This window comes from Streptomyces sp. NPDC048389 (assembly GCF_040706335.1).
In the GTDB taxonomy this organism is placed as follows: domain Bacteria; phylum Actinomycetota; class Actinomycetes; order Streptomycetales; family Streptomycetaceae; genus Streptomyces.
Window position 1 is genome coordinate 233,110 of record NZ_JBEZKP010000001.1, and the last position, 22,110, is coordinate 255,219.

The 22,110-nt window shown below is 69.8% G+C and carries 21 protein-coding genes, 1 tRNA gene and 1 pseudogene; 9 read left to right on the forward strand and 14 right to left on the reverse strand.

What is annotated here, in order from left to right:
* Positions 1-127: 127 nt before the first annotated feature.
* Together AB0903_RS01065 and AB0903_RS01070 are read right to left on the reverse strand one after the other, a co-directional pair.
* Positions 128-637, reverse strand: a complete 510-nt coding sequence (locus tag AB0903_RS01065) for an FHA domain-containing protein (protein WP_366697643.1) — start codon at positions 635-637, stop codon at positions 128-130.
* Between the two features lie 10 nt (positions 638-647).
* Positions 648-1,529 (reverse strand): DUF3662 and FHA domain-containing protein, encoded by an 882-nt coding sequence (locus AB0903_RS01070; RefSeq protein ID WP_366697645.1) that lies wholly within the window; start codon positions 1,527-1,529, stop codon positions 648-650.
* Between the two features lie 339 nt (positions 1,530-1,868).
* Here AB0903_RS01070 and AB0903_RS01075 point away from each other — a divergent pair.
* Positions 1,869-1,952 (forward strand) — tRNA-Leu (locus AB0903_RS01075).
* Positions 1,953-2,298: 346 nt separating this feature from the next.
* On the opposite strand, the gene AB0903_RS01080 is transcribed toward AB0903_RS01075, so the two are convergent.
* The 3 genes from AB0903_RS01080 to AB0903_RS01090 are packed head-to-tail and all read right to left on the reverse strand — an operon-like array spanning position 2,299 to position 5,103.
* Positions 2,299-3,537 carry an MFS transporter gene (locus tag AB0903_RS01080; RefSeq protein ID WP_366697647.1) on the reverse strand — a complete coding sequence of 413 codons (1,239 nt, stop codon included), beginning with the start codon at positions 3,535-3,537 and terminating at the stop codon, positions 2,299-2,301.
* Between the two features lie 5 nt (positions 3,538-3,542).
* Complete coding sequence (locus tag AB0903_RS01085; RefSeq protein WP_366697649.1) at positions 3,543-4,901, reverse strand: NAD(P)-binding domain-containing protein; 1,359 nt, start codon at positions 4,899-4,901, stop codon at positions 3,543-3,545.
* A gap of 28 nt (positions 4,902-4,929) precedes the next feature.
* Positions 4,930-5,103 carry a hypothetical protein gene (locus AB0903_RS01090; RefSeq protein WP_366697651.1) on the reverse strand — a complete coding sequence of 58 codons (174 nt, stop codon included), beginning with the start codon at positions 5,101-5,103 and terminating at the stop codon, positions 4,930-4,932.
* 104 nt (positions 5,104-5,207) lie between these two features.
* Here AB0903_RS01090 and AB0903_RS01095 point away from each other — a divergent pair, with 104 nt between their 5' ends.
* From AB0903_RS01095 to pstS, 3 genes are all read left to right on the forward strand, one after another.
* Positions 5,208-6,281 carry an NAD(P)/FAD-dependent oxidoreductase gene (locus AB0903_RS01095; protein ID WP_366697653.1) on the forward strand — a complete coding sequence of 358 codons (1,074 nt, stop codon included), beginning with the start codon at positions 5,208-5,210 and terminating at the stop codon, positions 6,279-6,281.
* 62 nt (positions 6,282-6,343) lie between these two features.
* On the forward strand, positions 6,344-6,703 hold the full coding sequence (locus tag AB0903_RS01100; RefSeq protein WP_366697655.1) for a metalloregulator ArsR/SmtB family transcription factor: 360 nt from the start codon (positions 6,344-6,346) through the stop codon (positions 6,701-6,703).
* Positions 6,704-7,252: 549 nt separating this feature from the next.
* On the forward strand, positions 7,253-8,320 hold the full coding sequence (pstS, locus tag AB0903_RS01105; RefSeq protein WP_366697657.1) for a phosphate ABC transporter substrate-binding protein PstS: 1,068 nt from the start codon (positions 7,253-7,255) through the stop codon (positions 8,318-8,320).
* Positions 8,321-8,331: 11 nt separating this feature from the next.
* On the opposite strand, the gene AB0903_RS01110 is transcribed toward pstS, so the two are convergent.
* From AB0903_RS01110 to AB0903_RS01120, 3 genes are read right to left on the reverse strand one after another with little or no spacing between them, the layout of a single operon-like run.
* A complete protein-coding gene (locus AB0903_RS01110) occupies positions 8,332-9,396 on the reverse strand; it encodes an ArsO family NAD(P)H-dependent flavin-containing monooxygenase (protein WP_366697659.1) in 1,065 nt (354 codons plus the stop codon).
* A gap of 49 nt (positions 9,397-9,445) precedes the next feature.
* Positions 9,446-10,546 carry an ACR3 family arsenite efflux transporter gene (arsB, locus tag AB0903_RS01115; protein ID WP_366697887.1) on the reverse strand — a complete coding sequence of 367 codons (1,101 nt, stop codon included), beginning with the start codon at positions 10,544-10,546 and terminating at the stop codon, positions 9,446-9,448.
* Positions 10,543-10,857 (reverse strand): metalloregulator ArsR/SmtB family transcription factor, encoded by a 315-nt coding sequence (locus tag AB0903_RS01120; RefSeq protein ID WP_366697661.1) that lies wholly within the window; start codon positions 10,855-10,857, stop codon positions 10,543-10,545. Before AB0903_RS01120 ends, arsB begins: the two co-directional genes overlap by 4 nt.
* Before the next feature lie 91 nt (positions 10,858-10,948).
* Between AB0903_RS01120 and AB0903_RS01125 the strand changes: the two genes are divergently transcribed.
* From AB0903_RS01125 to AB0903_RS01135, 3 genes and pseudogenes are all read left to right on the forward strand, one after another.
* The gene (locus AB0903_RS01125) at positions 10,949-11,362 is read left to right on the forward strand and encodes an arsenate reductase ArsC (protein ID WP_366697663.1); all 414 of its coding nucleotides are present in this window, start codon (positions 10,949-10,951) and stop codon (positions 11,360-11,362) included.
* Positions 11,359-12,354: a thioredoxin-disulfide reductase gene (trxB, locus tag AB0903_RS01130; RefSeq protein WP_366697665.1), complete on the forward strand. Its 996-nt coding sequence runs from the start codon at positions 11,359-11,361 to the stop codon at positions 12,352-12,354. The genes AB0903_RS01125 and trxB overlap by 4 nt, the downstream gene beginning before the upstream one ends.
* A gap of 20 nt (positions 12,355-12,374) precedes the next feature.
* Positions 12,375-12,694, forward strand: a pseudogene (locus AB0903_RS01135) (thioredoxin domain-containing protein); the annotation flags it as partial.
* Between the two features lie 408 nt (positions 12,695-13,102).
* On the opposite strand, the gene AB0903_RS01140 reads toward AB0903_RS01135, so the two are convergent.
* Complete coding sequence (locus AB0903_RS01140) at positions 13,103-13,474, reverse strand: metalloregulator ArsR/SmtB family transcription factor (RefSeq protein ID WP_366697667.1); 372 nt, start codon at positions 13,472-13,474, stop codon at positions 13,103-13,105.
* Positions 13,475-13,624: 150 nt separating this feature from the next.
* Here AB0903_RS01140 and AB0903_RS01145 point away from each other — a divergent pair, with 150 nt between their 5' ends.
* On the forward strand, positions 13,625-14,311 hold the full coding sequence (locus tag AB0903_RS01145) for a three-helix bundle dimerization domain-containing protein (RefSeq protein ID WP_366697669.1): 687 nt from the start codon (positions 13,625-13,627) through the stop codon (positions 14,309-14,311).
* Between the two features lie 188 nt (positions 14,312-14,499).
* On the opposite strand, the gene AB0903_RS01150 is transcribed toward AB0903_RS01145, so the two are convergent.
* From AB0903_RS01150 to AB0903_RS01170, 5 genes are all read right to left on the reverse strand, one after another.
* Entirely contained in the window at positions 14,500-15,291 is a 792-nt protein-coding gene (locus AB0903_RS01150) for a response regulator transcription factor (RefSeq protein ID WP_366697671.1), read from the reverse strand.
* Between the two features lie 55 nt (positions 15,292-15,346).
* Positions 15,347-16,195 carry a phosphate ABC transporter ATP-binding protein PstB gene (gene pstB, locus AB0903_RS01155; RefSeq protein WP_366697673.1) on the reverse strand — a complete coding sequence of 283 codons (849 nt, stop codon included), beginning with the start codon at positions 16,193-16,195 and terminating at the stop codon, positions 15,347-15,349.
* Positions 16,196-16,263: 68 nt separating this feature from the next.
* On the reverse strand, positions 16,264-17,172 hold the full coding sequence (gene pstA, locus AB0903_RS01160) for a phosphate ABC transporter permease PstA (RefSeq protein ID WP_366697675.1): 909 nt from the start codon (positions 17,170-17,172) through the stop codon (positions 16,264-16,266).
* The gene (pstC, locus tag AB0903_RS01165; protein WP_366697677.1) at positions 17,169-18,119 is read right to left on the reverse strand and encodes a phosphate ABC transporter permease subunit PstC; all 951 of its coding nucleotides are present in this window, start codon (positions 18,117-18,119) and stop codon (positions 17,169-17,171) included. Before pstC ends, pstA begins: the two co-directional genes overlap by 4 nt.
* On the reverse strand, positions 18,116-19,093 hold the full coding sequence (locus AB0903_RS01170) for a PstS family phosphate ABC transporter substrate-binding protein (protein WP_366697679.1): 978 nt from the start codon (positions 19,091-19,093) through the stop codon (positions 18,116-18,118). The genes pstC and AB0903_RS01170 overlap by 4 nt, the downstream gene beginning before the upstream one ends.
* A 325-nt stretch (positions 19,094-19,418) precedes the next feature.
* Here AB0903_RS01170 and AB0903_RS01175 point away from each other — a divergent pair, with 325 nt between their 5' ends.
* Positions 19,419-21,554 carry a PhoX family phosphatase gene (locus AB0903_RS01175; protein WP_366697681.1) on the forward strand — a complete coding sequence of 712 codons (2,136 nt, stop codon included), beginning with the start codon at positions 19,419-19,421 and terminating at the stop codon, positions 21,552-21,554.
* The last annotated feature ends 556 nt before the right edge of the window (positions 21,555-22,110 follow it).

Below are 22,110 nucleotides of genomic sequence, written 5' to 3' on the forward strand. Positions count from 1 at the left end.
GCTCGCCGGGCGACTGTCGCGCCAGCCGGTCTCGAGCCACACTGCCCACCCTCCGGTCGGGAGCAGCCCGTGCAGGTCGCCGGTGGGGACCGCTGCGGCTCGCTCGCTCCGCTCGCTCATTGTCGTACTACTTCCGCAGCTCGATGACGGTCTTGCCGATGCGGATCGGCGCGCCCAGCGGAATCGGTGTCGGGGTGGTGAGTCGGGTCCGGTCGAGATATGTGCCGTTGGTGGACCCGAGATCCTCGACGATCCACTGGCCGTCACGGTCCGGGTAGATCCTGGCATGCCTGCTGGACGCGTAGTCGTCGTCCAGCACGATCGTGGAGTCGTGCGCCCGGCCCAGGGTGATGGTCTGGCCCTGGAGGGCGACGGTGGTACCCGTGAGTGTGCCTTCGGACACGACCAGTTTCGTCGGCGCCCCCCGCCGCTGGCGCCCGCCCGTCTGCCGCTGCTGCGGCGGTGCGGCGTTCTGGCGCTGCTGCTGGGGGCGCTGGTCGGCGCCGCGGCGTGAACCGCGCTGCGTCACCCGCGTACCGAACAGATCGCTGCGGATGACCTGGACGGCCACGATGACGAACAGCCACAGAACGGCCAGGAAACCTAGCCGCATGACCGTCAGGGTCAGCTCTGACATTGCCCCCGCTTCACCCTTCGGCTTGCCGGTAAACGATGGTGGTGCTGCCCACGACGATCCGCGAGCCGTCGCGGAGCGTAGCGCGGGTGGTGTGCTGCCCGTCTACCACGATGCCGTTGGTAGACCCGAGATCCTGGATCGTCGAGGGCGTTCCGGTCCGGATCTCACAGTGCCGGCGCGATACGCCGGGGTCGTCGATCCGCACATCGGCGTCGGTGCTGCGTCCCAGCACCAGCGTCGGGCGGGAGATCTGATGGCGTGTGCCGTTGATCTCGATCCAGCGTCGTACTTGTGTGTTCGGCACGGCACCGGGGCCCGGCGTGTGCTGCCCGGCCGCCGGGCCGGGACGCGGGCCCGCGGGTGCGCCGGGAGGCGGCGCGGCCGGCATCGGAGGTGCACCGGGGGTGCCGCCGCCGTAGGCGGGCGGAGGGTAGCCGTAACCGCCGCCTGCCTGGGCGTCGCCGCCGAAGGGCCGGCCCCCGGGGGCCGACGAGCCACCCGCCGAGGACTGTGACGTACTCGACGCCAGCGTGCGGCTGCGGACCCGGTAGAGGCCCGTGTCGAGGTCGTCCGCCTTCTCGAGGTGCACCTTGATCGGGCCCATGAAGGTGTAGCGCTGCTGCTTGGCGTAGTCACGGACCAGACCGGAGAGTTCGTCGCCGAGCTGGCCCGAGTACGGGCTCAGGCGCTCGAAGTCGGGCGTGCTGAGCTCCACGATGAAGTCGTTGGGGACGACGGTCCGCTCGCGGTTCCAGATCGTCGCGTTGTTGTCGCACTCCCGCTGGAGGGCGCCCGCGATCTCGACGGGCTGGACCTCGGACTTGAAGACTTTCGCGAAGGTGCCGTTGACCAGACCTTCGAGACGCTGCTCGAAGCGCTTCAGGACTCCCATGGGGCACCTCCTCCGTCGTTGTCGCCCTGGTACTGCTTACTGATCGTATCCACGCGTCGGGAAATCGGCTGGTTCCCCTTGTCTGCCCCGTCGATGAGTGTCACCTCTCACACCGGATCGTAGAGGCGGCCTCCTGACAGTGTCCCGCACACGGGATGCATACAGGAGGAGTGGGGGACGCCGCCCTGCGTTCCCGGCCACTCGCTTCGTTTCTTCCTTGTTCCTCGCCCACGGCGTCCAAACAAACGGATGTGAATCCACCCTGTGCAGCGTGCTAATCTTCTGCATGTCGCCAGGGGGTCGCACCGGCAGGTGGGGCACCGGACGACAGCACCCAATGCGCGGGTGGCGGAATAGGCAGACGCGCTGGATTCAGGTTCCAGTGCCCGAAAGGGCGTGGGGGTTCAACTCCCCCCTCGCGCACAGTGAGAAACCGACGAAACGGGTTCTCGCCGGAGACGAAAGTCCTGGTGAGGGTCCGTTTCGTTGCGTTCGTGACAGCTCCGGTGGCCTCGGTGGTGCCGGGGCTTCGTCGTGTGTGACGGGCAGGAGGCAGGGGCCACGCTCCGTGGCATGAGTCACGCAGCGGGCCCCGATCCTTCAAGGTCTTGGGCCGTGCGGCGGGCCTTCAGCAGGTCCAGCCGACCGGTGCGAAGACCGGCGGGGGTCCGGTCGCCCAGCGGTGCGGCGCCGGTGGCGTGTGCGCCGGCGGGGGCGAGGTGCTGCCGGCCCCGGGCGCGGAGGAAGAGGAATGGCGGTCGGGCGTGGCTCACCCCCGTCTCGCGTTGTCCGGCCCGGGAGTGAGGTGCCCCGCCGACAGGACGAGCACAGTTGCCATCACGGATGCCGTGGCGAGCCCCAGGAAGAGTCCGGAGTAGCCGCCCATCGGCCCGGCCAGAGCCACCCCCGCCCACGGCGCCAGGGCTCCGGCTACCGTCGCGGGAGCGGCGAGCAGTCCTGAGAGGCGGCCGTAGGCGGCGGTGCCCCATCGGTCCGCGACCGACGTGGCCTGCAGCAGGGTGAGGTTCCCGCGGACCACTCCTGCCAGGACGGAGAGCAGGATCAGGAGAGGGACCGGGCCGGACACGAGGGCGAGGGCGAGTGTCGTGGCCGCGCCCGCTGCGATGAAGACCGCGGTCCGGGTGGTGACGCCACTGCGGTGGGCCAGCGGGGCGTAGAGCACGCGGCCCAGGGTCTGGCCGGCTCCGCCGAGGCCCAGGACCCAGGCGGCTGTTGTCGGGTCGGCGCCGCGCTCGGTCAGCAGCGGGACCAGGCCGAAGACCACGCCGTGCATCGCGAAGCCGGAAAGGGTGAAGGCGCCGGCCAGGAACAGGAAGGGGCGGCTGCGCGTGACGGACGGGGCCTGGTCGGGCCGTCGGGCGGGCGCCTTCGGGGCGGGTGGCCATGGCGCGCGAAGCGCCAGTGCGTGGGCCGGAATCGTGACGGCAGCCAGAATGCCCGCCAGCACCAGGTAGGTGGCTCGCCATGTGAGGTGCTCGGCGAGAGCGGCTGTGAGCGGGGCGAAGACGGTGCTTGCGAGTCCGCCGGCGAGGGTGACGACGGTCAGGGCGCGGACGCGTCGGGTGCCCCACCAACGGGTGAGCGCGGCGAACGCCGGCTGGTAGAAGGTGGCCGCCATGGCGAGCCCGGCGAGGAGCCAACCGGCGGTGAAGACGTGGAGGTTCGGAGCGGTCGCGACGGCGAGGAGTGCGAGGACCGCGAGTACGGAACCGGTGGTCATCACCGTGCGGGGCCCTTGGCGGTCGAGAACGCGGCCGACGGGGATCCCGGCGACGGCGGACACCAGGAGGGCCGCGGAGAACGCGGCGGTAGCGGCGCCCGGGGACCAGCCGGTGTCCTCGGTCACACGCGGCAGCAGGACCGGGAAGGCGTAGTAGACGATTCCCCAGCCGGTGATCTGTGTGGCACACAGCGCGGGCAGGACGCCGCGGGGCCGCGACCGGTCCCCTGTTCCGGTCGCGGCCCCGCTCACATCGAGGTCTGTCACGAGGTTCAGCAGCCGCCGGAGGAGGCACGGGCGCCGACACCGATCTGCAGAGTGCTCGGGGTGGCGCAGCACCCGCCGCCGGACTCGCTCTGGGTGGTGTCGGGCTCGTCGAACAGGCCGGCTCCCCCGCACACACCGGTCTCGGGCAGGGTCAGCTCGACCCGCTCGGCTGCCTCGCGGTCCCCCGCGAGGGCCGCGGCGATGGAGCGGACCTGCTCGTAGCCGGTCATCGCGAGGAAGGTGGGGGCGCGGCCGTAGGACTTCATGCCGACGAGGTAGACGTCCTTCTCCGGGTGGGAGAGCTCGTTGACGCCGTGGGGGTAGACGGTGCCGCAGGAGTGCTGGTTGGGGTCGATGAGCGGGGCGAGTGCGACGGGTGCCTGGAGGCGTTCGTCGAGGCCGAGGCGCAGTTCGTCGAGGAAGGTCAGATCGGGGCGGAAGCCGGTGAGGCTGATGACCTCGTCGACGGGGTCGAGACGCCGGCCGTCCTCCGCCACGAGCACCAGCCGCTCGCCCGTCTTCTCGACAGCCGTGGTGCGGAAGCCGGTGACGGCGTCGGCGTGGCCGTTGTCGACGGCCGCCTTGGCGGCGAGGCCCAATGCGCCGCGCGCGGGGAGCTGGTCCGCCTCGCCGCCCCCGAACGTGCTGCCGCTGATACCCCGGCGCAGGATCCACACCGCGTGGGTACCAGGAGCGTCCTTGGCCAGGTCCGCCAGGTAGGCGAGGGCGGTGAAGGCGGAGGCGCCGGAGCCGATGACGGCGGTGCGCCTGCCCGCGTAGCGGGCCCGTACGGCCGGGTCCTTGAGGTCGGGGACACGGTAGGAGATGCGGTCGGCCGCGGCTCGCTCGCCCAGGGCGGGCAGTCCGTCACCGCCGATGGGGCCGGGGATGGACCAGGTGCCGGAGGCGTCGATGACGGCCCGGGCGGCAAGACGCTCCTCACGCCCGTCCGCGTACGACACGTGGACCGTGAAGGGCCGCTGGTCGCGGTCGGTGTCGACGACGCGGTCACGGCCGAGACGGGAGACGCCGGTGACACGGGCGCCCGTGCGGACCCTGTCCCCGAGAACTTCGGCCAGCGGCTGCAGATACTTCTCGGCCCAGTCCCCGCCGCTGGGGTAGGTGGCACCGTCGGGTGCGGTCCAGCCGGTCGGGGCGAGGAGCTTCTCGGCCGCCGGATCGACGACCTCGGACCAGGGGGAGAACAGCCTGACGTGCGACCACTCGCGCACGGCGCTGCCCGCGGCCGGTCCTGCCTCCAGCACCAGGGGTTCGATGTCGCGCTCGACAAGGTGGGCGGCGGCGGCCAAGCCGGCCGGGCCGGCTCCGATGACGACGACGGGGAGGTCGGAGTTCGAGCTCATGGGATGTGGCCTCTTTCTGGGCGGACGATCAGGCGCGGAAGCCGGCGGCGGGCATGGACTGCTCACGGCGTGAGCGATGAGCCGCAGCACGGCGGGCGTGGTCGCACACCCGGGCGCAGCTGTCGCAGAACTCCACTGCCACCGGGCGGCGCGATGCGGCACCGGTCGGTGCGGCACGAACGTAGGTCAGCAGGGAGGTCATGGCCGATCTCCGCGATTTCGAGGTTTGTCGATGTCTTGCGGACCAGCATGGCACCTGATTCGATAAGCGTCAACATAGACATACATCGAATCTGAGGAGTGGTGATGGAGTACGCGGACGTGGTCGTGATCGGCGGCGGGCAGTCGGGGCTTGCCGCGGCGGGCACCTTGCGCCGACACGGAATCGAGCCGGTGATCCTCGAGGCGTCCGCTCGGCCCGCCGGATCGTGGCCGCGCTACTACGACAGCCTCACCCTGTTCTCTCCCGCGCGGTTCAGCGCGCTGCCCAACGCGCCGTTCGACGGCCGGGGCGACCGCTACCCGAGCCGTGACGACGTGGTCGACTACCTGACCGGCCATGCGGTGCGGCTCGGTGTCGAGATACGCACCGGTACGCGCGTCGAGGCGGTGGAGAGGGACGGTGCCGCCTTCACTGTGCGGACCGCCGACGGCCGGAGCATCGCTGCCTCCGGTGTCGTCGCGGCCACCGGGGCCTTCGGCAATCCGGTGCGGCCGGTTCTGCCGGGGCAGGAGCGCTTCACGGGTGAGCTGCTGCATGTGGCCGACTACCGCAGCCCGAAGAATTACGCCGGCAAACGCGTCGTCGTCGTCGGCGGCGGCAACTCCGCCGTCCAGGTCGGGTACGAGCTCGCGGAAGTGGCCGACGTGACGCTCGCCAGCCGCTCCGCGATCCGGTTCCTCCGGCAGGTGCGGGACGGCAAGGACATCCACCACTGGCTTACCGGGACCGGTTTCGACCACCTGCCGCCCGAGTGGCTCGTCCACTTCGTCGGCGGCACCCTCGTCCTGGATGCCGGCCGGTACCAGGACGCGCTCGCGTCCGGCACGCTGGAGCGGCGGCCGATGTTCACCGCCCTGGACGGCGACGCCGTGGTGTGGGCCGACGGCACCCGCGAGCCCGTCGACGCCGTCCTGCTCGCCACGGGTTACCGGCCCGACCTCGGCTACCTGCGGGGACTCGGAGCCCTGGGGCCGGACGGCTCGCCCTTGCACAGCGGCGGCATCTCCACGACGCACCCCGGCCTGGTCTACCTCGGTCTGGAGTTCCAGCGGTCCTTCGCCTCCAACACGCTGCGGGGCGTGGCCGCAGACGCCGACCACGTCATACCGCCGCTGGCCGCCCACGTACGCAAGGCACCGGCCGCGGTCGGCTTGTAGCGGGAGGGTGCCCGGACTGCCGGGCACCTCTCTTGTGATTCGACATGTGTCAACATTGATACATGTCGAACGCCAAGGTGCTGCCGCTGCTGGAACAGGGAGTCGAGCCGTGCTGCCCGCCGCTGACCGAACGCCCTCTGACGGCGGACGAGGCGGTGCGCACGGCTGCCATGTTCAAGGCGCTGGGGGACCCGGTCCGTCTGCGGCTGTTCTCCGCGGTCGCCTCCCATGAGGGCGGCGAGGCGTGCGTGTGCGACATCTCCGACGTCGGCGTCTCACAGCCGACCGTGTCCCATCACCTCAAGAAGCTCAGGGAGGCCGGCCTGCTCACCTCCGAACGGCGCGGCACCTGGGTCTACTACCGCGTCGAGCCGTCCGTCCTGGCCGCCATGGGCCACATCCTGGGCCGGTACACCGCTTGATCGACGCCGAACGGCTCGGGGCGGCTCGGGGCGGCGTTTCACCGGCCCCGGGCAGCGGCAGCCGTCGGCCGAGGTGGTCGGTGAGGCCGGCCAGGTCCCTCCCGGACGCGAGATGTCCGATGTAGCCGTCGGGCCGGACCAGGCACTGGGTGAGACCGGGACCATGGTGCCCGCGCTCCCGGCATGTGCACATGGAGGAATGCGGACCGTCCGCGGACGGTGTCGGTGATCCGCTCTCCGCCCCAGCGGTCCCCCGGGCCGCACGGCAGCCGGGCCCCGTACGCCTGCAACCGGGTCGCTGGTGCAAGGCCGGTCGGCCCTGCACCCGCGATCAGCACATCGAGCGGTGGTTGCCGTCCACGACATCAGTGTGCCGGGGCGGGTCCGGTCACCCGACAAGTGCCGGAGCGTCGGGTGATGTTCGCCTGGTCGACACCGGGAGGTGAGTTGATCGGTGAGCATCTGTACGACCGCTCGTCGGAAGGGAACCCGGTGCCAGGTCGAGGATCGAGTCGTCGAACGTCATGGAGAAGAACGGCGACGGCGGCCATGTGCGGTCTCCTTGTGTCGTCCTGCGGCTTCGGCGGAGGGCCGGACCGGTCCTCCGCTCCTGCCGCCGCGCGGACGAGCGACATCGCCTGCGCCGAGGAAGGCAAGCTGGCCGCTTCCGGCTCGACGGCCCAGCAGAACGCGATGAGTCACTGGATACGGAAGTACCGGTCGGCATGCCCGGGTGTGCAGATCCGTTACGTGCCCATCGGTTCCGGCGGCGGTGTGGCCCAGTTCCTGCGCGGAGCGACCGTGTTCGGAGGAACCGACACCGCGCTGTCGCAGGAGGAGTTCCGGTTCTCCGAGGACGTGTGCAACGGGGGGACGGCGATCGACCTGCCGATGGTCGCCGGCCCCATCGCCATCGGGTACAACCTGGACGGCGTCAAGGACCTGGTGCTCGACGCCCCCACCCTGGCGAAGATCTTCGACTCGGAGATCACCAAGTGGAACGATCCGCAGATCCAGCGCCTGAACCCGGGCCTTCAGCTGCCGGCCACGGACATCACCGCTGTGCACCGTTCCGACGACTCGGGCACGACGCAGAACTTCAACGCCTATCTCTCAGAGGCGGCCCCCGACGAATGGCCGTACGCGAAGAAGAAGGCGTGGCAGGCCAAGGGCGGACACTCGGCACCGGGTTCTGACGGCATCGTGTCGACGATGCGCGGCACCGACGGCTCGATCGGCTACTTCGAGTTGTCCTTCGCCGAGGCGGAGGGCATGTCCACGGTCCGCCTGGACACGGGTGCACCGGAACCCGTCGCGGTGTCCGTCGGGACCGCGTCGGCCGGTATCGCCGCAGGGAAGGTCACCGGTACGGGCAAGGACATGACGCTGGAGTTCGACTACCGCACCGATGCTCCCGGCGCGTATCCGATCGTCCTGGTCACCTACGAGATCGTCTGCGCAACCGGCAACAACCCAGACCTTCTGCCCGCGCTGAAGTCCTTCCTGGGATACACGGCCGGCGAGGAGGGCCAGAACGAACTGGCGGCGATTCACTACGCCCCGCTGCCGGACGAGCTGGCCGCACGGGTCCGGCAGGTGGTGAGCACGCTGTCCTGACCCGGTGCGGATCAGCTCCGGCCTTTCAGCAGCGCCGCGATCTCACGGGCGGCGTCGCGGGCCGGGCGGCCGACACCGATGAGGGTTGCCGAGGCGGGGCCGGTCCAGTCGCCGTATCCGAGCAGATGAAGGCGGGGTTCGGCGGTGGCACGGGTGCCGGTCGTGGGGATGTGGCCGCGGGGGCCGCGCAGCCCCAACGGGGCGAGGTGGGACAGGGCGGGACGGAAGCCCGTGCACCAGATGATCGCGTCGGCCTCCGCGGTGGTGCCGTCGGCCCAGACCACGCCTGCCGGGGTGAGCCGGGCGAACATGGGGGCGGCCTTGAGCACGCCCGCGTCGCGTGCTTCTCGTACGGGCGGTACGGCGACGATGTCGCCGAGCGAGGCGACTCCGCCGGTGTCGGCGCTGCCGGTGTCGAGGGCACGCCGTCGGGCGGTGGCCGCGTCGAACAGGGCGCGTCCGTCGATGTCGTCGGCCAGGAAGCGGGGCTCGCGCCGGGTGACCCACGTGAGGTCGGTGTCGTACGCGAGGTCGGCCGCGATCTGGGCACCGGAGTTGCCGCCGCCGACGACGATGACCCGCCGCCCCGTGAACTCGGCGGGGCCGCGGTAGGCGACGGTGTGCAGTCGGCGTCCCGCGAAACGGTCCGCGCCGGTCACGGCCGGAAGGAACGGTCGCCACCAGGTACCGGTCGCGCTGATCACCGTGCGGGCGTGCCACACACCGGAGTCGCTCTCCACGCGCAGGACGGGCCCGTCGCGGCGCACCGAGCGCACCGCGACCGGGCGTTCGACGGGGAGTTCGTAGCGCTTCTCGTAATCGTCGAGGTAGCCGACGACGTGTCCCGCGTCCGGATATGTCCGACCGGGCTGTGGCGGCATCAGGCGGCCGGGCAGCGACGAATAGGCGGCTGGAGAGAACAGGTGCAGGGAATCCCAGGCGTGCCGCCAGGCGCCGCCGGGCGTGGGCTGTGCGTCCAGGACGACGAAGTCCAGGCCGAGGCGGCGCAGGTGGTAACCGGCGGCGAGCCCGGACTGGCCGCCGCCGATCACCACCACATCGACTGCCGCGCTCACCGCACCTGCCGCACAGGGCAGAACGCTCCGCGCGAGCCGTGCATCGCCCCTACCTCCCGGCCGGGGTCATGTCCGGCGAGGCGAACTTCCTGCGCCAGGCCAGGGACACGTACACCAGCGCGATCAGGACCGGGACCTCGATGAGCGGGCCGACGACGCCGGACAGGGCCTGGCCGGAGGTCACACCGAAGGTGGCGATGGCCACCGCGATCGCCAGCTCGAAGTTGTTGCCCGCCGCGGTGAACGCCAGCGTCGTCGTGCGCTCGTAGTTCAGGCCGATGACCTTGCCGAGCAGGAAGGTGCCGAACCACATGAGCGCGAAGTAGACGAGCAGCGGCAGGGCGATGCGCGCGACGTCCAGCGGCTGGGAAGTGATGGTCTTCCCCTGGAGGGCGAAGAGGATGACGATCGTGAAGAGCAGTCCGTACAGCGCCCAGGGGCCGATCTTCGGCAGGAAGTTGCTCTCGTAGGACTCGCGGCCGAGCTTCTTCTCGCCGATCCGGCGGGTCAGGAAGCCGGCCAGCAGGGGCACGCCGAGGAAGATGACGACGTTGAGGGCGATCTTCCACATCGAGATGTCGAGCGATTCCCCATCGCCCAGGCCGAGCCAGCCGGGGAGCAGGTCGAGGTAGAACCAGCCGAGCACACCGAACATGATCACCTGGAAGACGCTGTTGAGCGCGACCAGGACGGCGGCGGCCTCCCGGTCGCCGCAGGCCAGGTCGTTCCAGATGATGACCATGGCGATGCAGCGGGCGAGGCCGACGATGATCAGGCCGGTCCGGTACTCGGGCAGGTCCGGCAGGAAGATCCACGCCAGCGCGAACATCACCGCCGGCCCCAGGACCCAGTTGACGACCAGCGAGGAAGCCATGAGCTTCCGGTCGCCGGTGACCGCGTCGAGCCTGTCGTAGCGGACCTTGGCCAGCACCGGATACATCATGATCAGCAGGCCGACGGCGATCGGCAGCGAGATGCCGCCGATCTCGACCTTCGCGAGGGCGTCGTTCAGGCCCGGGATCAACCGCCCGAGCCCGAGTCCGAGACCCATGGCGATCAGGATCCAGACGGCAAGGAAGCGGTCGAGCGTCGAAAGCTTCGCGACGACCGACTGTTCTTCGACGGTCGCGGGTGCTTCGGTGCGGGTCACGGACATGCCCTTTTCGTGTCGGTGGCTTGGGTGGCGCGAGCTGCCCCGGCGAGGTCCGCGAAGGAACCTGCCACGGCCTCGATGACGTCAGGGCGGAGCCTGTAGTACGTGAAACGGCCGCACGGCTCCGTTTCGACGACGCCTGCCTCGCGCAGCACTCTCAGGTGGTTGGAGAGGTTGGTCTGCCGCGCCCCGGTCTCCTCGACGAGATGGGACGTGCAGAGCGTCTCCTGGGCGAGGAGGGTCACGATCCGGAGTCTGAGCGGGTCGGCGAGGACCCGGATCAGTTCAGTGTCGACTGACGTCATCATGGGCTGATACTCTCACATCAGTGGCTGCTGACGCCACCAGGTGCTGATGTCACTCGTGCCTGATTTCGCCGTGAGACAAGAGAGATCTCAGATGTCCGACAAGCCCTCTGTGCTGTTCGTCTGTGTCCACAACGCCGGCCGTTCCCAGATGGCCGCCGCGTGGCTCAGCCACCTGGCCGGGGACCGTGTCGAGGTCCGTTCCGCCGGCTCCGCCCCCGCCGACTCCGTGAACCCGGCCGCCGTCGAGGCCATGCGTGAGGTCGGCATCGACATCACGGCCGAGACGCCGAAGATCCTCACGATCGACGCGGTGAAGGCGTCGGACGTCTGCATCACCATGGGCTGCGGCGACACCTGCCCGGTCTTCCCCGGCAAGCGCTATCTCGACTGGACGCTGGAGGACCCGGCCGGTCAGGGCGTCGAGGCCGTGCGCCCGATCCGTGACGAGATCAAGAAGCTCGTCGAGGGCCTGATCGCCGAGATCGCCCCGGAGGAGACGGCATGACCGCGTCCGCGGACGACATCAGGAACGTCATCGTCATCGGATCCGGTCCCGCCGGTTACACCGCCGCGCTCTACGCGGCCCGCGCGCAGCTCGAGCCGCTCGTTTTCGGCGGCGCGGTCTTCGTCGGCGGTTCACTGACCACGACCACCGAGGTGGAGAACTTCCCCGGCTTCCCCGAAGGCGTCGACGGTCCGGTCCTCATGGAGAACATGCGCGCCCAGGCCGAGAAGTTCGGTGCGGAGATCGTCGAGGACGACATCGTCTCGGTCGACCTGCTCGGCCGCATCAAGGAAGTCACCGACTCCGCGGGCACCGTCCATCGGGCGCGTGCCGTGATCGTGGCGACCGGGTCCGGCTACCGCAAGCTCGGCCTGCGAGGCGAGGAGGAGCTGTCCGGCCGAGGCGTCTCCTGGTGCGCCACCTGCGACGGGTTCTTCTTCCGCGACCGCGACATCGTCGTGGTCGGCGGCGGCGACACCGCCATGGAGGAAGCCACCTTCCTCACCCGCTTCGCCCGCTCGGTCACCGTCGTCCACCGCCGCTCCACCCTGCGCGCCTCTCAGGTCATGCAGAACCGCGCCTTCGCCGACGACAAGATCTCCTTCGCCTTCGACAGCGAGATCGCCGAGATCAAGGAACAGGACGGCATGCTCGCCGGCCTCGTCCTGCGCGACACCTTCAGCGGCGCCACCCGCGACCTCGACGCCACCGGTCTGTTCATCGCCATCGGCCACGACCCGCGCACCGAGGTCTTCAAGGGCCAGCTCGATCTGGACGACGAGGGCTACCTGTTGGTCCAGTCCCCGTCGACACGAACCAACGTGCCCGGCGTCTTCGGTGCCGGCGACGTCGTCGACCGCACCTACCGCCAGGCGATCACCGCAGCCGGATCCGGCTGCGCCGCCGCACTCGATGCGGAGCGCTACCTCGCCGCCCAGGCGCACGAGGCGCCTGCGGAGCCGGAGAAGACACCCGTCACCGCCACCGTCTGACCCTGCTGGAGCAGGTCGCCATGGCCTTGCAGGACGTGGTGGACGACTCCTCCAAGCGGGAGCACCTGAACGGTGACAGGCCCGTGCCCGTCGGCTTCCGGGCCGCAGGGTGCGGCCCGTGCCGACAGCTCATGCCCTCGCTCGATGCCGTCGCCGCCCACCACGGCGACGCGATCGGGTCGTCAGGCCCGACATCGACGAGAAACCGGCCATCGCCGCCAAGCACGGCGGCATGTCGATCCCGAGCATGAGCGCGTCCAGCGTCCACATCGGCGGCGAAGTCACGAAGACCGTCGTCGGGGCGAAGACCATCGTCGGGGCACGGCCGACGGCAGCCGTCGAGGGCGGGCCGCGGGGGCTGACGGCACCCGGCTTCCGGCCGGCACCACAGAGTTCCCGTTCTCCGTTTGCGACAGGGCGGACGGGAGCCGTTTCAGCGGTGAGCTCTCGGGCTTACTCAGGGCCGGCCACGCTCACACGGCGTTCCTGCTCGCGCGTAGTGAAGCCTGGGCGGATCCGCACCCTCGGCCGAGAGCTCGGTCCCGTCCCCGGTGACGGCCTGTCCACGTGGTTCACGTGGTTCACGTGGTTCACGCGTACGGGGGAGGGTCCCGCCTGCGCGCAAGCGTTCCTCGACCCCGCCGTACGAGGCGGAGGACGCCGACCGGACAGGAGCACAGCGACATCCGGCTGTCCCGCACGGCAGTGGAGTCGACGCGGGCGGGGGCTGCCGGAGCCGCGAGGCGGATCAGACGGTCGCGGGTTCGAGGATGTCGCGGATCCGACGCAGCCCTTCGTGGTTCACGGAGAACCAGGCCCATGTCCCGCGGCGCTCGCGGGCCAGGAGGCCGGCATCAGTCATGATCTTCAGGTGGTGGCTCACCGTGGGCTGGCGCAGGCCGAGGCAGTCGGTCAGGTCGCACACGCATGCTTCGCCGGCGGGCGACCGCTCGATCAGCCGCAGTATCTGCAGTCGTGTGGGGTCTGCAATCGCCTTGAGGGTGGCGGCCATGCGCTCGGCCTCGTCGCGGTCGATCAGCAGGCATGCGAGGTGGGACCCGCACGCGGATGCGTCGTCGGACCCGGCCGTGTCCGTCGCCTCGTATGCAGTGATAGCCATCTATTCACCATAAGTGGCCAGCGGCGACGCCCCCGGCCCTCCAGCGGCCCCACCGCCCTTAATTCACCCACCGTTCACTTTCGGAGCCAAAGCCGACCGGCTATATAGATGGCGACCTATGATGAGGGCCGGTCTGCGGAAAGGTGCGCCATGAGTGAGCAGCCGTCGCTCGGCCCGGCCACGCCGCCGCTGCGTGATACCGGTGCGGTGCTGACGCGCATCACCGCCCGGCTGGCGAAACGGCACAGCCGGGCGTTCTCGCGCGCCACCGTCGCGCGGTACGTCCAGGAGTGCGCGGCTCTCCTGAGTGGGAGCGCACGCACCGACCGCCATCTTCCGGTTCTGATCGAGCGGTTCGCGGACCAGCGCCTGCGCGCTCTCGCCCGTGTCCGGGGCATGGTGACCGCGTCGGTGCCCACCGTGCTGTTCGTCTGTACGGAGAACGCGGGGCGCTCGCAGTTGGCGGGTGCGCTGCTGCGTCATCGGGCACAGGGAGCGGTGATCACGATGACGGCGGGGTCGGGGCCGGTGGCGGACGTCTCACCCGTGGTGCTGCGGCTGCTGGCAGAGCGCGGTCTCGGCGTCGGGGAGGAGTTCCCCAAATCCCTGACCACGGAGGCCGTCGACGCCGCAGACGTGGTGGTGACCCTCGGGTGCGGTGACGCCTGCCCGGTGCGGCCGGGGCGGCGCTACCTCGACTGGGACCTGCCCGATCTGAGCGGTCTCGACATCGAGAGCGCCCGCGCGGTGCGCGACACACTCGAGGCGCGCGTCGCCCGACTCCTCGACGAGCTGGTGACGGTTTCGCCCCGCCCGCTCGAGAAGCCCGCGCCGTGAACGCGGCCGGCGGCCGGGAACCGGACGCGGACCTTCCCCGAGTGCGACCCTCTGCGGTGAAAGAGCGTGCCAGCGGTAGGCAAGTGGTCCCGCCCGTAGCGCTCCCCCGGCGGGGACGGCGCGTGGCCCACACCGGCAGGCCGATGCACGAGCCCTCCTCCGGCCCCCCCGGTCATCCTGCGCTGCCCTCAGGTCGCGGGCGTCGGCGCGGACGGCTTCGCCTGCGCACCCGCGGGCGATGAGGTGCTGCACTCCAGGCGGTAGCCCATCCCGCGGATGGCGTCGATCGTGCAGCAGCTGCCCACCCCCTCCCGGAGCCGGTTGCGGACACGGCGCACATGGACGGTGAGCGTGTTGCTGTCCAGGTTGTCCGTGCCCCACAGCGCCTGGGTCAGCTCGCTGCGGGAGACGAGGCGGTTGGAGTTCTCCATCAGGTAGCGCAGCAGCATGAATTCACGAACCGGCAACTGGAGGGAGCGTCCTCGTACGTGGACGTGAAACCCGGCGGGATCAAGCTCTATGTCACCGACGACCAGCGTGTCGGCCGAGCCGTCACCGCGGGTCAGGCCGGTGAGCAGCGGGAGTATCTCCTCTATCCGGTACGGCCGGGTCACATAGGCCACTGCGCCCGCGGCCAGGGCCGCGGTGGCTTCCTCCGCCCCGTCGGGGCTTGCGCCGACGATGACGGGCACGGGGCTGAGGCGGCCGATGAGCCGGGTGACCTCAGCGGCCCCGACGACCGGCAGCGGAGCGCCGAGCAGCACCGCGCCGGGATGCTGTGCTCCGACCTGCAACAGGGCCTCGGCGCCGTCGTGACAGGCGATCACGGTGACGCCGGCCGCCGCGAAGCGGGCCATGGCCCGGGCGGCCAGCTTCTCGTCCGGCTCGGCGAGCAGCAGGGCCGGCGGCTTGCCCGCTCCTCTACCGCCCTGCACCGAGTGGGTCGTGCTGCCTGGTGGTCGTGGTGCGTCGGGGTTCACCCGGAGAACTCCTTCACGTGATGCGCGCAAAGGCGTGGTCGTCGAAGCCTGCATGTCAGCCGAAGCGGCCCGAGATGTAGTCCTCGGTACGCTGGTCGGAGGGGTTGGAGAAGATGCGCTCCGTCTCGTCGTACTCGACGAGACGGCCGTGGCGCACACCTGCGTCGTCCACGTCCGCGGTGAAGAAGGCGGTGCGGTGGGAGACGCGCGCGGCCTGCTGCATGTTGTGGGTGACGACGATGATCGTGAACTCCTGGGCAAGGTGCTCCATGAGGTCCTCGATCTTGGCGGTGGCGATCGGGTCCAGTGCCGAGCAGGGCTCGTCCATGAGGATGACCTCGGGCTTGACCGCGATGGTGCGCGCGATGCACAGCCGCTGCTGCTGGCCGCCGGACAGGGCCAGGGCGGAGGTCTTGAGCTTGTCCTTGACCTCGTCCCACAGGGCGGCGTGGGTGAGGGTCTCTTCGACGAGGTCGTCGAGGTTGCCCTTGAAGCCGCCGACGCGCGGGCCGTAGGCGATGTTGTCGTAGATCGACTTGGGGAACGGGTTGGGCTTCTGGAAGACCATGCCGATCCGGCGGCGGACCTCGATGGGGTCGACGTCGCGGCCGTACAGGTCCTCGTTGTGGTAGCTGACCTTGCCGGCCACGCGAGCGGTGGGCACGAGGTCGTTCATGCGGTTGAAGCAGCGCAGCACGGTCGACTTGCCGCAGCCGGAAGGGCCGATCATCGCGGTGATCTGGCGGTGTCCGATGGACATGTTGACGTCGCGGACCGCTTCGTGGTCGCCGTAGAAGACGGACAGGCTGCCGACCTCGAAGACGGGACTGACCAGCGAGGGGGCAGCGCGGAAGGCGACCTGCGGGGTCCGGGTGCCGCCGGCGGCGTCGGAGGGAGGGGTCATGGCGGTCTCCTGCGGATTCGGAGAGTCGGCGGGCTGATGAAGCTGGTCGGTCACGGAGGTCATGGCGGTCACCAGGTGCGGGCGTAGCGGTTGCGCAGCCAGATCGCCAGGGAGTTCATCACCAGGAGGATCGCCAGCAGGATCACGATCGCGGCGGAGGCGAGGGAGACGAACTCGGAGCGGGACTGGCTGATCCAGTTGAAGATCTGGATGGGCAGGACGGTGAACTGGCTCTGCACGCCGCTGGGGTTGAACGTGATGAACGTCAGACCGCCGAGCAGCAGCAGCGGGGCCGCCTCGCCGATGGCGCGGGACAGGGCCAGGATCGATCCGGTCGCCATGCCCGGCACGGCGGCGGGCAGGACCTGGCGCCAGATCGTCTGCCACTGGGTGGCGCCCAGGGCGAGGGACGCCTGGCGGATGGACTGCGGTACCGCCCGGATCGCCTCGCGGGACGAGATGATCACCACGGGCAGCACCAGCAGGGAGAGCGTCAGCGACGCCGTCAGCACGGTCTGGCCGAAGCCCAGGCCGCGGGAGATGATCCCGAGGCCGAGGATGCCGTAGACGATGGACGGAACGGCGGCCAGGTTCTGGATGTTGATCTCGATCGCCCGGTTCCACCACCGGTCGGGGTCGGCGTACTCCTCCAGGTAGATGGCCGTGAGGATGCCGGTGGGCAGGCAGTACACGGCGGTGAAACCGATGACCCAGACCGTGCCCATGATCGCCGACTGGGCGCCGCCCTGTGTCGGGTCGATGTAGTCGGGGAAGTTCATCCACAGCCGCGGATCGAGCCGTGACCAGCCCTCGGCGAGTACGTAGCCGAGCAGCGAGATCAGGAAGAGGACGGCGACGGCGAGCGAGGCCCACAGGCTCAGCTGGAAGACCCGCTCGCGCAGAGGCGTCCCCTTGCCCTTCAGCCGGGGAGCGTCACCCTGGAGAACGACCTCTCGGTCGATGACTTTGGAACTCATTCGTACACCTCGCGGTACTTGCGCACCAGACGGATGCTGAGCAGGTTCATCACCAGGGTCATCACGAACAGCAGCGCGCCCACGGCGAAGATCGTCTGGTAGCCGGTCGAGCCGGTGGGCAGGTCGCCGATGCCGGCCGCGGCGATGAACGCGGTCATCGTCTGCATGCCTTCGAGGGGGTTGAAGGACAGGTTCGGCTGTCCGCCGGCCGCGATGGCGACGATCATCGTCTCGCCCAGTGCGCGGGAGATGCCGAGCACGACGGCGGCGACGATGCCGGACAGGGCGGCGGGGAACACCACCCGGGTGGAGACCTGCATCCGGGAGGAGCCGAGAGCGAACGCGCCGTCGCGCAGTGCCCGGGGCACCGCGCTCATGGAGTCCTCTGCGAGCGAGGCGATCGTCGGGATGATCATGATGCCCATGACGAACCCGGCGGCGAGGGCGTTGAAGATCTGCGGCCCGTCGCCGGCGGGCCAGATGCCCTGAAGCAGCGGGGTGATCGCCTTCAGCGCGAAGAATCCGTAGACGACGGTGGGGATGCCCGCGAGGACCTCCAGCATCGGCTTGAAGATCTTGCGGACGCGCCGGTTGGCGTACTCGCTCAGGTACACCGCTGCGCCAAGTCCCAGCGGAACGGCGACCAGCAGGGCGATCAGGGTGACCATCAGGGTGCCGCCGACGAGCGGCAGAACGCCGAAGGACGACGGCTTGAACAGCGGCGCCCAGTTCGTTCCGGTGATGAACTCACCGAAGCCGACCTTGGAGAAGAACTCACCGGCCGGGGGGATCAGGGCGAGAACGATGCCGATCGTGGTCAGCACCGAGACCAGCGAGGCGGCCACCAGGAGGACCTTGATGACCTTCTCGCCATAGCGCGGCTGGGACCGCTTCAGGGAGCCGGGGCTTCCTGAAGCGGCCCGCCGGTCGGAGACGGTGGAACTCATGACGTGTGCTGCTCCCGCAGCGTCGCGAGGTCCTTCTCCAGTTCCTTCTGCTGCTCGGCGTTGAGCGGCACGAACTGCGCCTTCTCGGCGATCTCGGCGCTGTTCTCGACGTAGTACTCGACGAACGCCTCGACCTCCGGCTTGTCCAGGGAGGACGCCTTCGGGTAGATGAACAGCGGGCGGCCGAGCGGCGTGTACGTGCCGTCCTGGACCGTCTTCGTGCTGGGCGCGACACAGCCCTCGCCGCCGTCGATCTTGACGGCCTTCAGCTTGTCCTGGTTCTCCTCGAAGTAGGACAGGCCGAAGTAGCCGATGCCGCCCTTGGAGCCCGACACGCCGCGGACGGTGACGTTGTCGTCCTCGCTCGGGTTGTAGTCGGTGCGCGAGGCGCCTTCCTCACCGTTGATCGCGTCGGTGAAGTAGTCGAAGGTGCCCGAGTCGGTGCCGGCGCCGAACAACTCCATCTTCTGGTTCGGGAACTTCGGGTCGACCTGGTTCCAGTTGTTCACCTTGGAACCGGGCTCCCAGATCTTCTTCAGCTGCTCGACGGTCAGGCACTCGACGAAGTCGTTGTCCTTGCTCACCACGACGGACAGACCGTCGTTGGCGACCGTGAACTCCTCGAACTTGGTGCCGGCCTTCTCGCAGGCCGCCTTCTCCTCGTCCTTGATCGGGCGGGAGGCGTTGGAGATGTCCGTCTCCCCGGCGCAGAACTTCTCGAAACCGCCACCGGTCCCTGAGGTGCCGACCGTGACCTTCACGCCCGGGTTCACCCCCTGGAAGAGCTGGGCCGCCACCGTGGAGAGCGGGGCAACCGTGCTCGAACCGTCCACCTTCACGGTCCCGGACAGCTTGTCGCCGCCTTCACCACCGGAACCTGCGTCGGCGCCGCCGCACGCACTCGCGGCCAGCATCACAGCAGCCGTCAGAGCCAAAGGAGCCTTGGCCCGGCGCAACGAAGTGGAAATGTTCACGACTCTCGACCCTCGTGTCTGCCGGGACATCGCCCGGCTGTCTGGATCAGGTGCGCAGCGCGCTCCGTTCGGACACATTGATCGAAGCTTGCCTATATGAACAGAGGGTGTACGAGGGCTCCATCGGAAATGAACGATAGTCGGTCATCTATATAGACGGATCATGCCGCAAGCGGGTCGGTGTGCCCAGCCCGTGGCGACGCGCTTGCCGCCCCGCTGTGACGGGCCGGCCGGCCGGGTCGTCGCCCGGGTGAGTGTCATCGGCAGAGTTCGGGCCCCGTTAACCCTCCAGCCGCCTGCAAGTGGGGCGACGGCACTTAGCGTCATGGATCGACGGTCACCTATATGGCCGGTCTTCGCCCCCGACATCGTGGAGGACCTCGTGCTCGATCAGCCCGACAGCCGCACGGACCGCTCAGCAGACCTGCCCCTGCTGCCCAGCCACAACACGGCGCGGTCCGCACTCACGTGCCGCTACCGGTGCGGCGACGCCTGCTCCCACGACGCCCCGAACCGCTCGCTCAACACCTACTTCGGCGACATCGTCCACCAGGTGTCCCGCCGTGGCGTACTCAAGAGCGGCACGGTCCTCGCTCTGGCGGCCGCCGCCGGAACCGCAGCCGCAGCGCCCGCGGCGGCCGGTGGGACCACCTCGGCCGGGCACCGGGGTCACGACCGCCTGCCCCGCGGACTGCGCTTCGAGGCCGTGCCCCCGAACACCGCCGATGCCGTGACCGTCCCCGCCGGCTACGCCCGGCAGGTCGTCATCCGCTGGGGCGACCCCGTCCTGCACGGCGCGCCGCGCTTCGACGCCCGCCGCCAGACCGTGCAGGCCCAGTCCCGCCAGTTCGGCTACAACTGCGACTACATGGCACTGCTCGACCTGCCCCGCCACCGGCACGGCCACCAGGTGCTCGTGGTCAACCACGAGTACACCAACGAAGAGATCATGTTCTACGGCTACGACCCGGCGAACCCCACCCGCGAACAGGTCGAGATCGCCTGGGCCGCCCACGGCCTGACCGTCCTCACCGTCCGCGCCGACCGCCGCTCCGGGCGGCTGTGGCCGCTCACCGGCGACGCGCTCAACCGCCGCATCACCGCGACGACCCCCTTCCAGGTCACCGGGCCCGCGGCCGGCAGCGACCTGCTCAAGACCAGCGCCGACCCGACCGGCCGCACCGTGCTGGGCACGCTGAACAACTGTGGTGGCGGCGTCACCCCATGGGGAACGGTCCTGTCGGGCGAGGAGAACTTCAACCAGTACTTTGCCAACGCGGCCGCCGTCACCGACCCGACCGCCAAGCAGCGTCTGGCCCGCTACGGACTGCCGTCCGGCACAAGCCATCGCAAGTGGGAACGCTTCGACGACCGCTTCGACCTCGCCAAGGAGCCCAACGAGGCCAACCGGCACGGCTGGATCGTCGAGATCGACCCGTACGACCCCACCTCCACCCCGCGCAAGCGCACCGCACTCGGCCGCTTCAAGCACGAAGCCGCCGAGCCCCGGCTGACCCGCGACGGCCGCGTCGCCCTCTACATGGGCGACGACGAGCGCTTCGACTACCTGTACAAGTACGTCTCCACCCACCGGTTCATGAAGGGCAACAGCCGCACCGCCCGCGAGCACAACCTCCGCCTCCTCGACGAGGGCACTCTCTACGTCGCCAGGTTCACCGGTGACAGCCCGGCCGCCGAGATCGACGGCACCGGCGCACTCCCGGAGGACGGCGACTTCGCGGGTGCCGGCACCTGGATCCCGCTCGCCACCGGCAGCACCTCGCACATCGAGGGCATGACCGCCGAGGAGGTCTACGTCTTCACCCGTCTGGCCGCCGACAAGGCCGGCGCCACGAAGATGGACCGCCCCGAAGACGTCGAACCCCACCCGCACACGGGCCGCGTCTACGTCGCCCTCACCAACAACAAGGACCGCGGAGCGGCCGGCAGGACCGGCCCCGACGAGGCCAACCCGCGCTCCGGCAACAAGCACGGTCACATCCTCGAGCTCGACGAACACTGCGGGGATGCCGCCGCGAAGTCCTTCCGATGGCGCCTGATGCTGGTCTGCGGCGACCCCAAGGACCCGTCCACCTACTTCGCCGGCTTCGACAAGAACCAGGTCAGCCAGATCTCCTGCCCCGACAACATCGCCTTCGACGAGCACGGCAACCTCTGGCTCGCCACCGACGGCGCGGCCCTCGGTGCCAACGACGGCCTCTTCGCCGTCCCCGTCAAGGGCCCGCACCGTGGCCACGTCAAGCAGTTCCTGACAGTCCCCAAGGGCGCCGAGACCTGCGGCCCGATCATCACCGACGACCGCATTCTCGTCGCCGTCCAGCACCCGGGCGAACTCGACGGCGCCACCGCGGAGAAGCCCGGTTCCGTGTGGCCCGAAGGACCGGGCAGCATTCCACGGCCGTCGGTCGTCTCGGTCTGGAAGGCGGGCTCCGGCCACTGACCGTCCCAGGGCCGTGCTGACCGTCGAGGGCCAGGGCCGTGCTTGGCGACCGTCCCCAGGCCGTGCTGGCCATCCCAGGCCCGTCCTCGGTGCGACAGCTCTGCAGCGCGCGGGGCATTGCTTCGAATGTGATGCCCGGTCTGCCTTGGTCAGGGCGGGCCGGGCCTCGGGCAAGCGCCCGAACGACAGCCGTTTCCCGTGAGTGCCTCGGGCTGGCTGGCCGTTCCGCCGGGCACTGCGGGAGCCGGCATGGCAACGACGCCGGGACGCGCCTACCGTGATCACTCCTCGTCGCATCGGTTCGTCGATGTGGAGGTTCGGGCGCAGGGCCGGCCGGTCCGTAGACCCAGTCCAATGCAGTCGAGCCGCCATGGAGCTTCGCCGTGGGCGGCCCGTCCTCAGGTCCTCGACGACCCTTGACCGTCCTTGACCGTCCTCGATGGTCCTTGACGGTCCCGGATGGCCCTCGACGATCCTCGCGACGTCCTGTGGTGGCGGGTCGTGGCGTAGCGACCGGACAGCGGAGGCGGGGCTCCACCGGGCGAGAGTCCTGGTG

Excerpts from the sequence above, each read along its gene's own strand:
- AB0903_RS01140 (WP_366697667.1), bottom strand. The coding sequence starts at position 13,474 with ATGGCTATCACTGCATACGAGGCGACGGACACGGCCGGGTCCGACGAC.
- AB0903_RS01085 (WP_366697649.1), bottom strand. The coding sequence starts at position 4,901 with ATGAGCTCGAACTCCGACCTCCCCGTCGTCGTCATCGGAGCCGGCCCG.
- AB0903_RS01065 (WP_366697643.1), bottom strand. The coding sequence starts at position 637 with ATGTCAGAGCTGACCCTGACGGTCATGCGGCTAGGTTTCCTGGCCGTT.
- AB0903_RS01100 (WP_366697655.1), top strand. The coding sequence starts at position 6,344 with ATGTCGAACGCCAAGGTGCTGCCGCTGCTGGAACAGGGAGTCGAGCCG.
- AB0903_RS01175 (WP_366697681.1), top strand. The coding sequence starts at position 19,419 with ATGGATCGACGGTCACCTATATGGCCGGTCTTCGCCCCCGACATCGTG.
- AB0903_RS01095 (WP_366697653.1), top strand. The coding sequence starts at position 5,208 with ATGGAGTACGCGGACGTGGTCGTGATCGGCGGCGGGCAGTCGGGGCTT.
- AB0903_RS01145 (WP_366697669.1), top strand. The coding sequence starts at position 13,625 with ATGAGTGAGCAGCCGTCGCTCGGCCCGGCCACGCCGCCGCTGCGTGAT.
- pstB (WP_366697673.1), bottom strand. The coding sequence starts at position 16,195 with ATGACCCCTCCCTCCGACGCCGCCGGCGGCACCCGGACCCCGCAGGTC.
- AB0903_RS01125 (WP_366697663.1), top strand. The coding sequence starts at position 10,949 with ATGTCCGACAAGCCCTCTGTGCTGTTCGTCTGTGTCCACAACGCCGGC.
- pstA (WP_366697675.1), bottom strand. The coding sequence starts at position 17,172 with ATGAGTTCCAAAGTCATCGACCGAGAGGTCGTTCTCCAGGGTGACGCT.
- AB0903_RS01070 (WP_366697645.1), bottom strand. The coding sequence starts at position 1,529 with ATGGGAGTCCTGAAGCGCTTCGAGCAGCGTCTCGAAGGTCTGGTCAAC.
- AB0903_RS01120 (WP_366697661.1), bottom strand. The coding sequence starts at position 10,857 with ATGATGACGTCAGTCGACACTGAACTGATCCGGGTCCTCGCCGACCCG.
- pstS (WP_366697657.1), top strand. The coding sequence starts at position 7,253 with ATGTGCGGTCTCCTTGTGTCGTCCTGCGGCTTCGGCGGAGGGCCGGAC.
- pstC (WP_366697677.1), bottom strand. The coding sequence starts at position 18,119 with ATGAGTTCCACCGTCTCCGACCGGCGGGCCGCTTCAGGAAGCCCCGGC.
- trxB (WP_366697665.1), top strand. The coding sequence starts at position 11,359 with ATGACCGCGTCCGCGGACGACATCAGGAACGTCATCGTCATCGGATCC.
- AB0903_RS01090 (WP_366697651.1), bottom strand. The coding sequence starts at position 5,103 with ATGACCTCCCTGCTGACCTACGTTCGTGCCGCACCGACCGGTGCCGCA.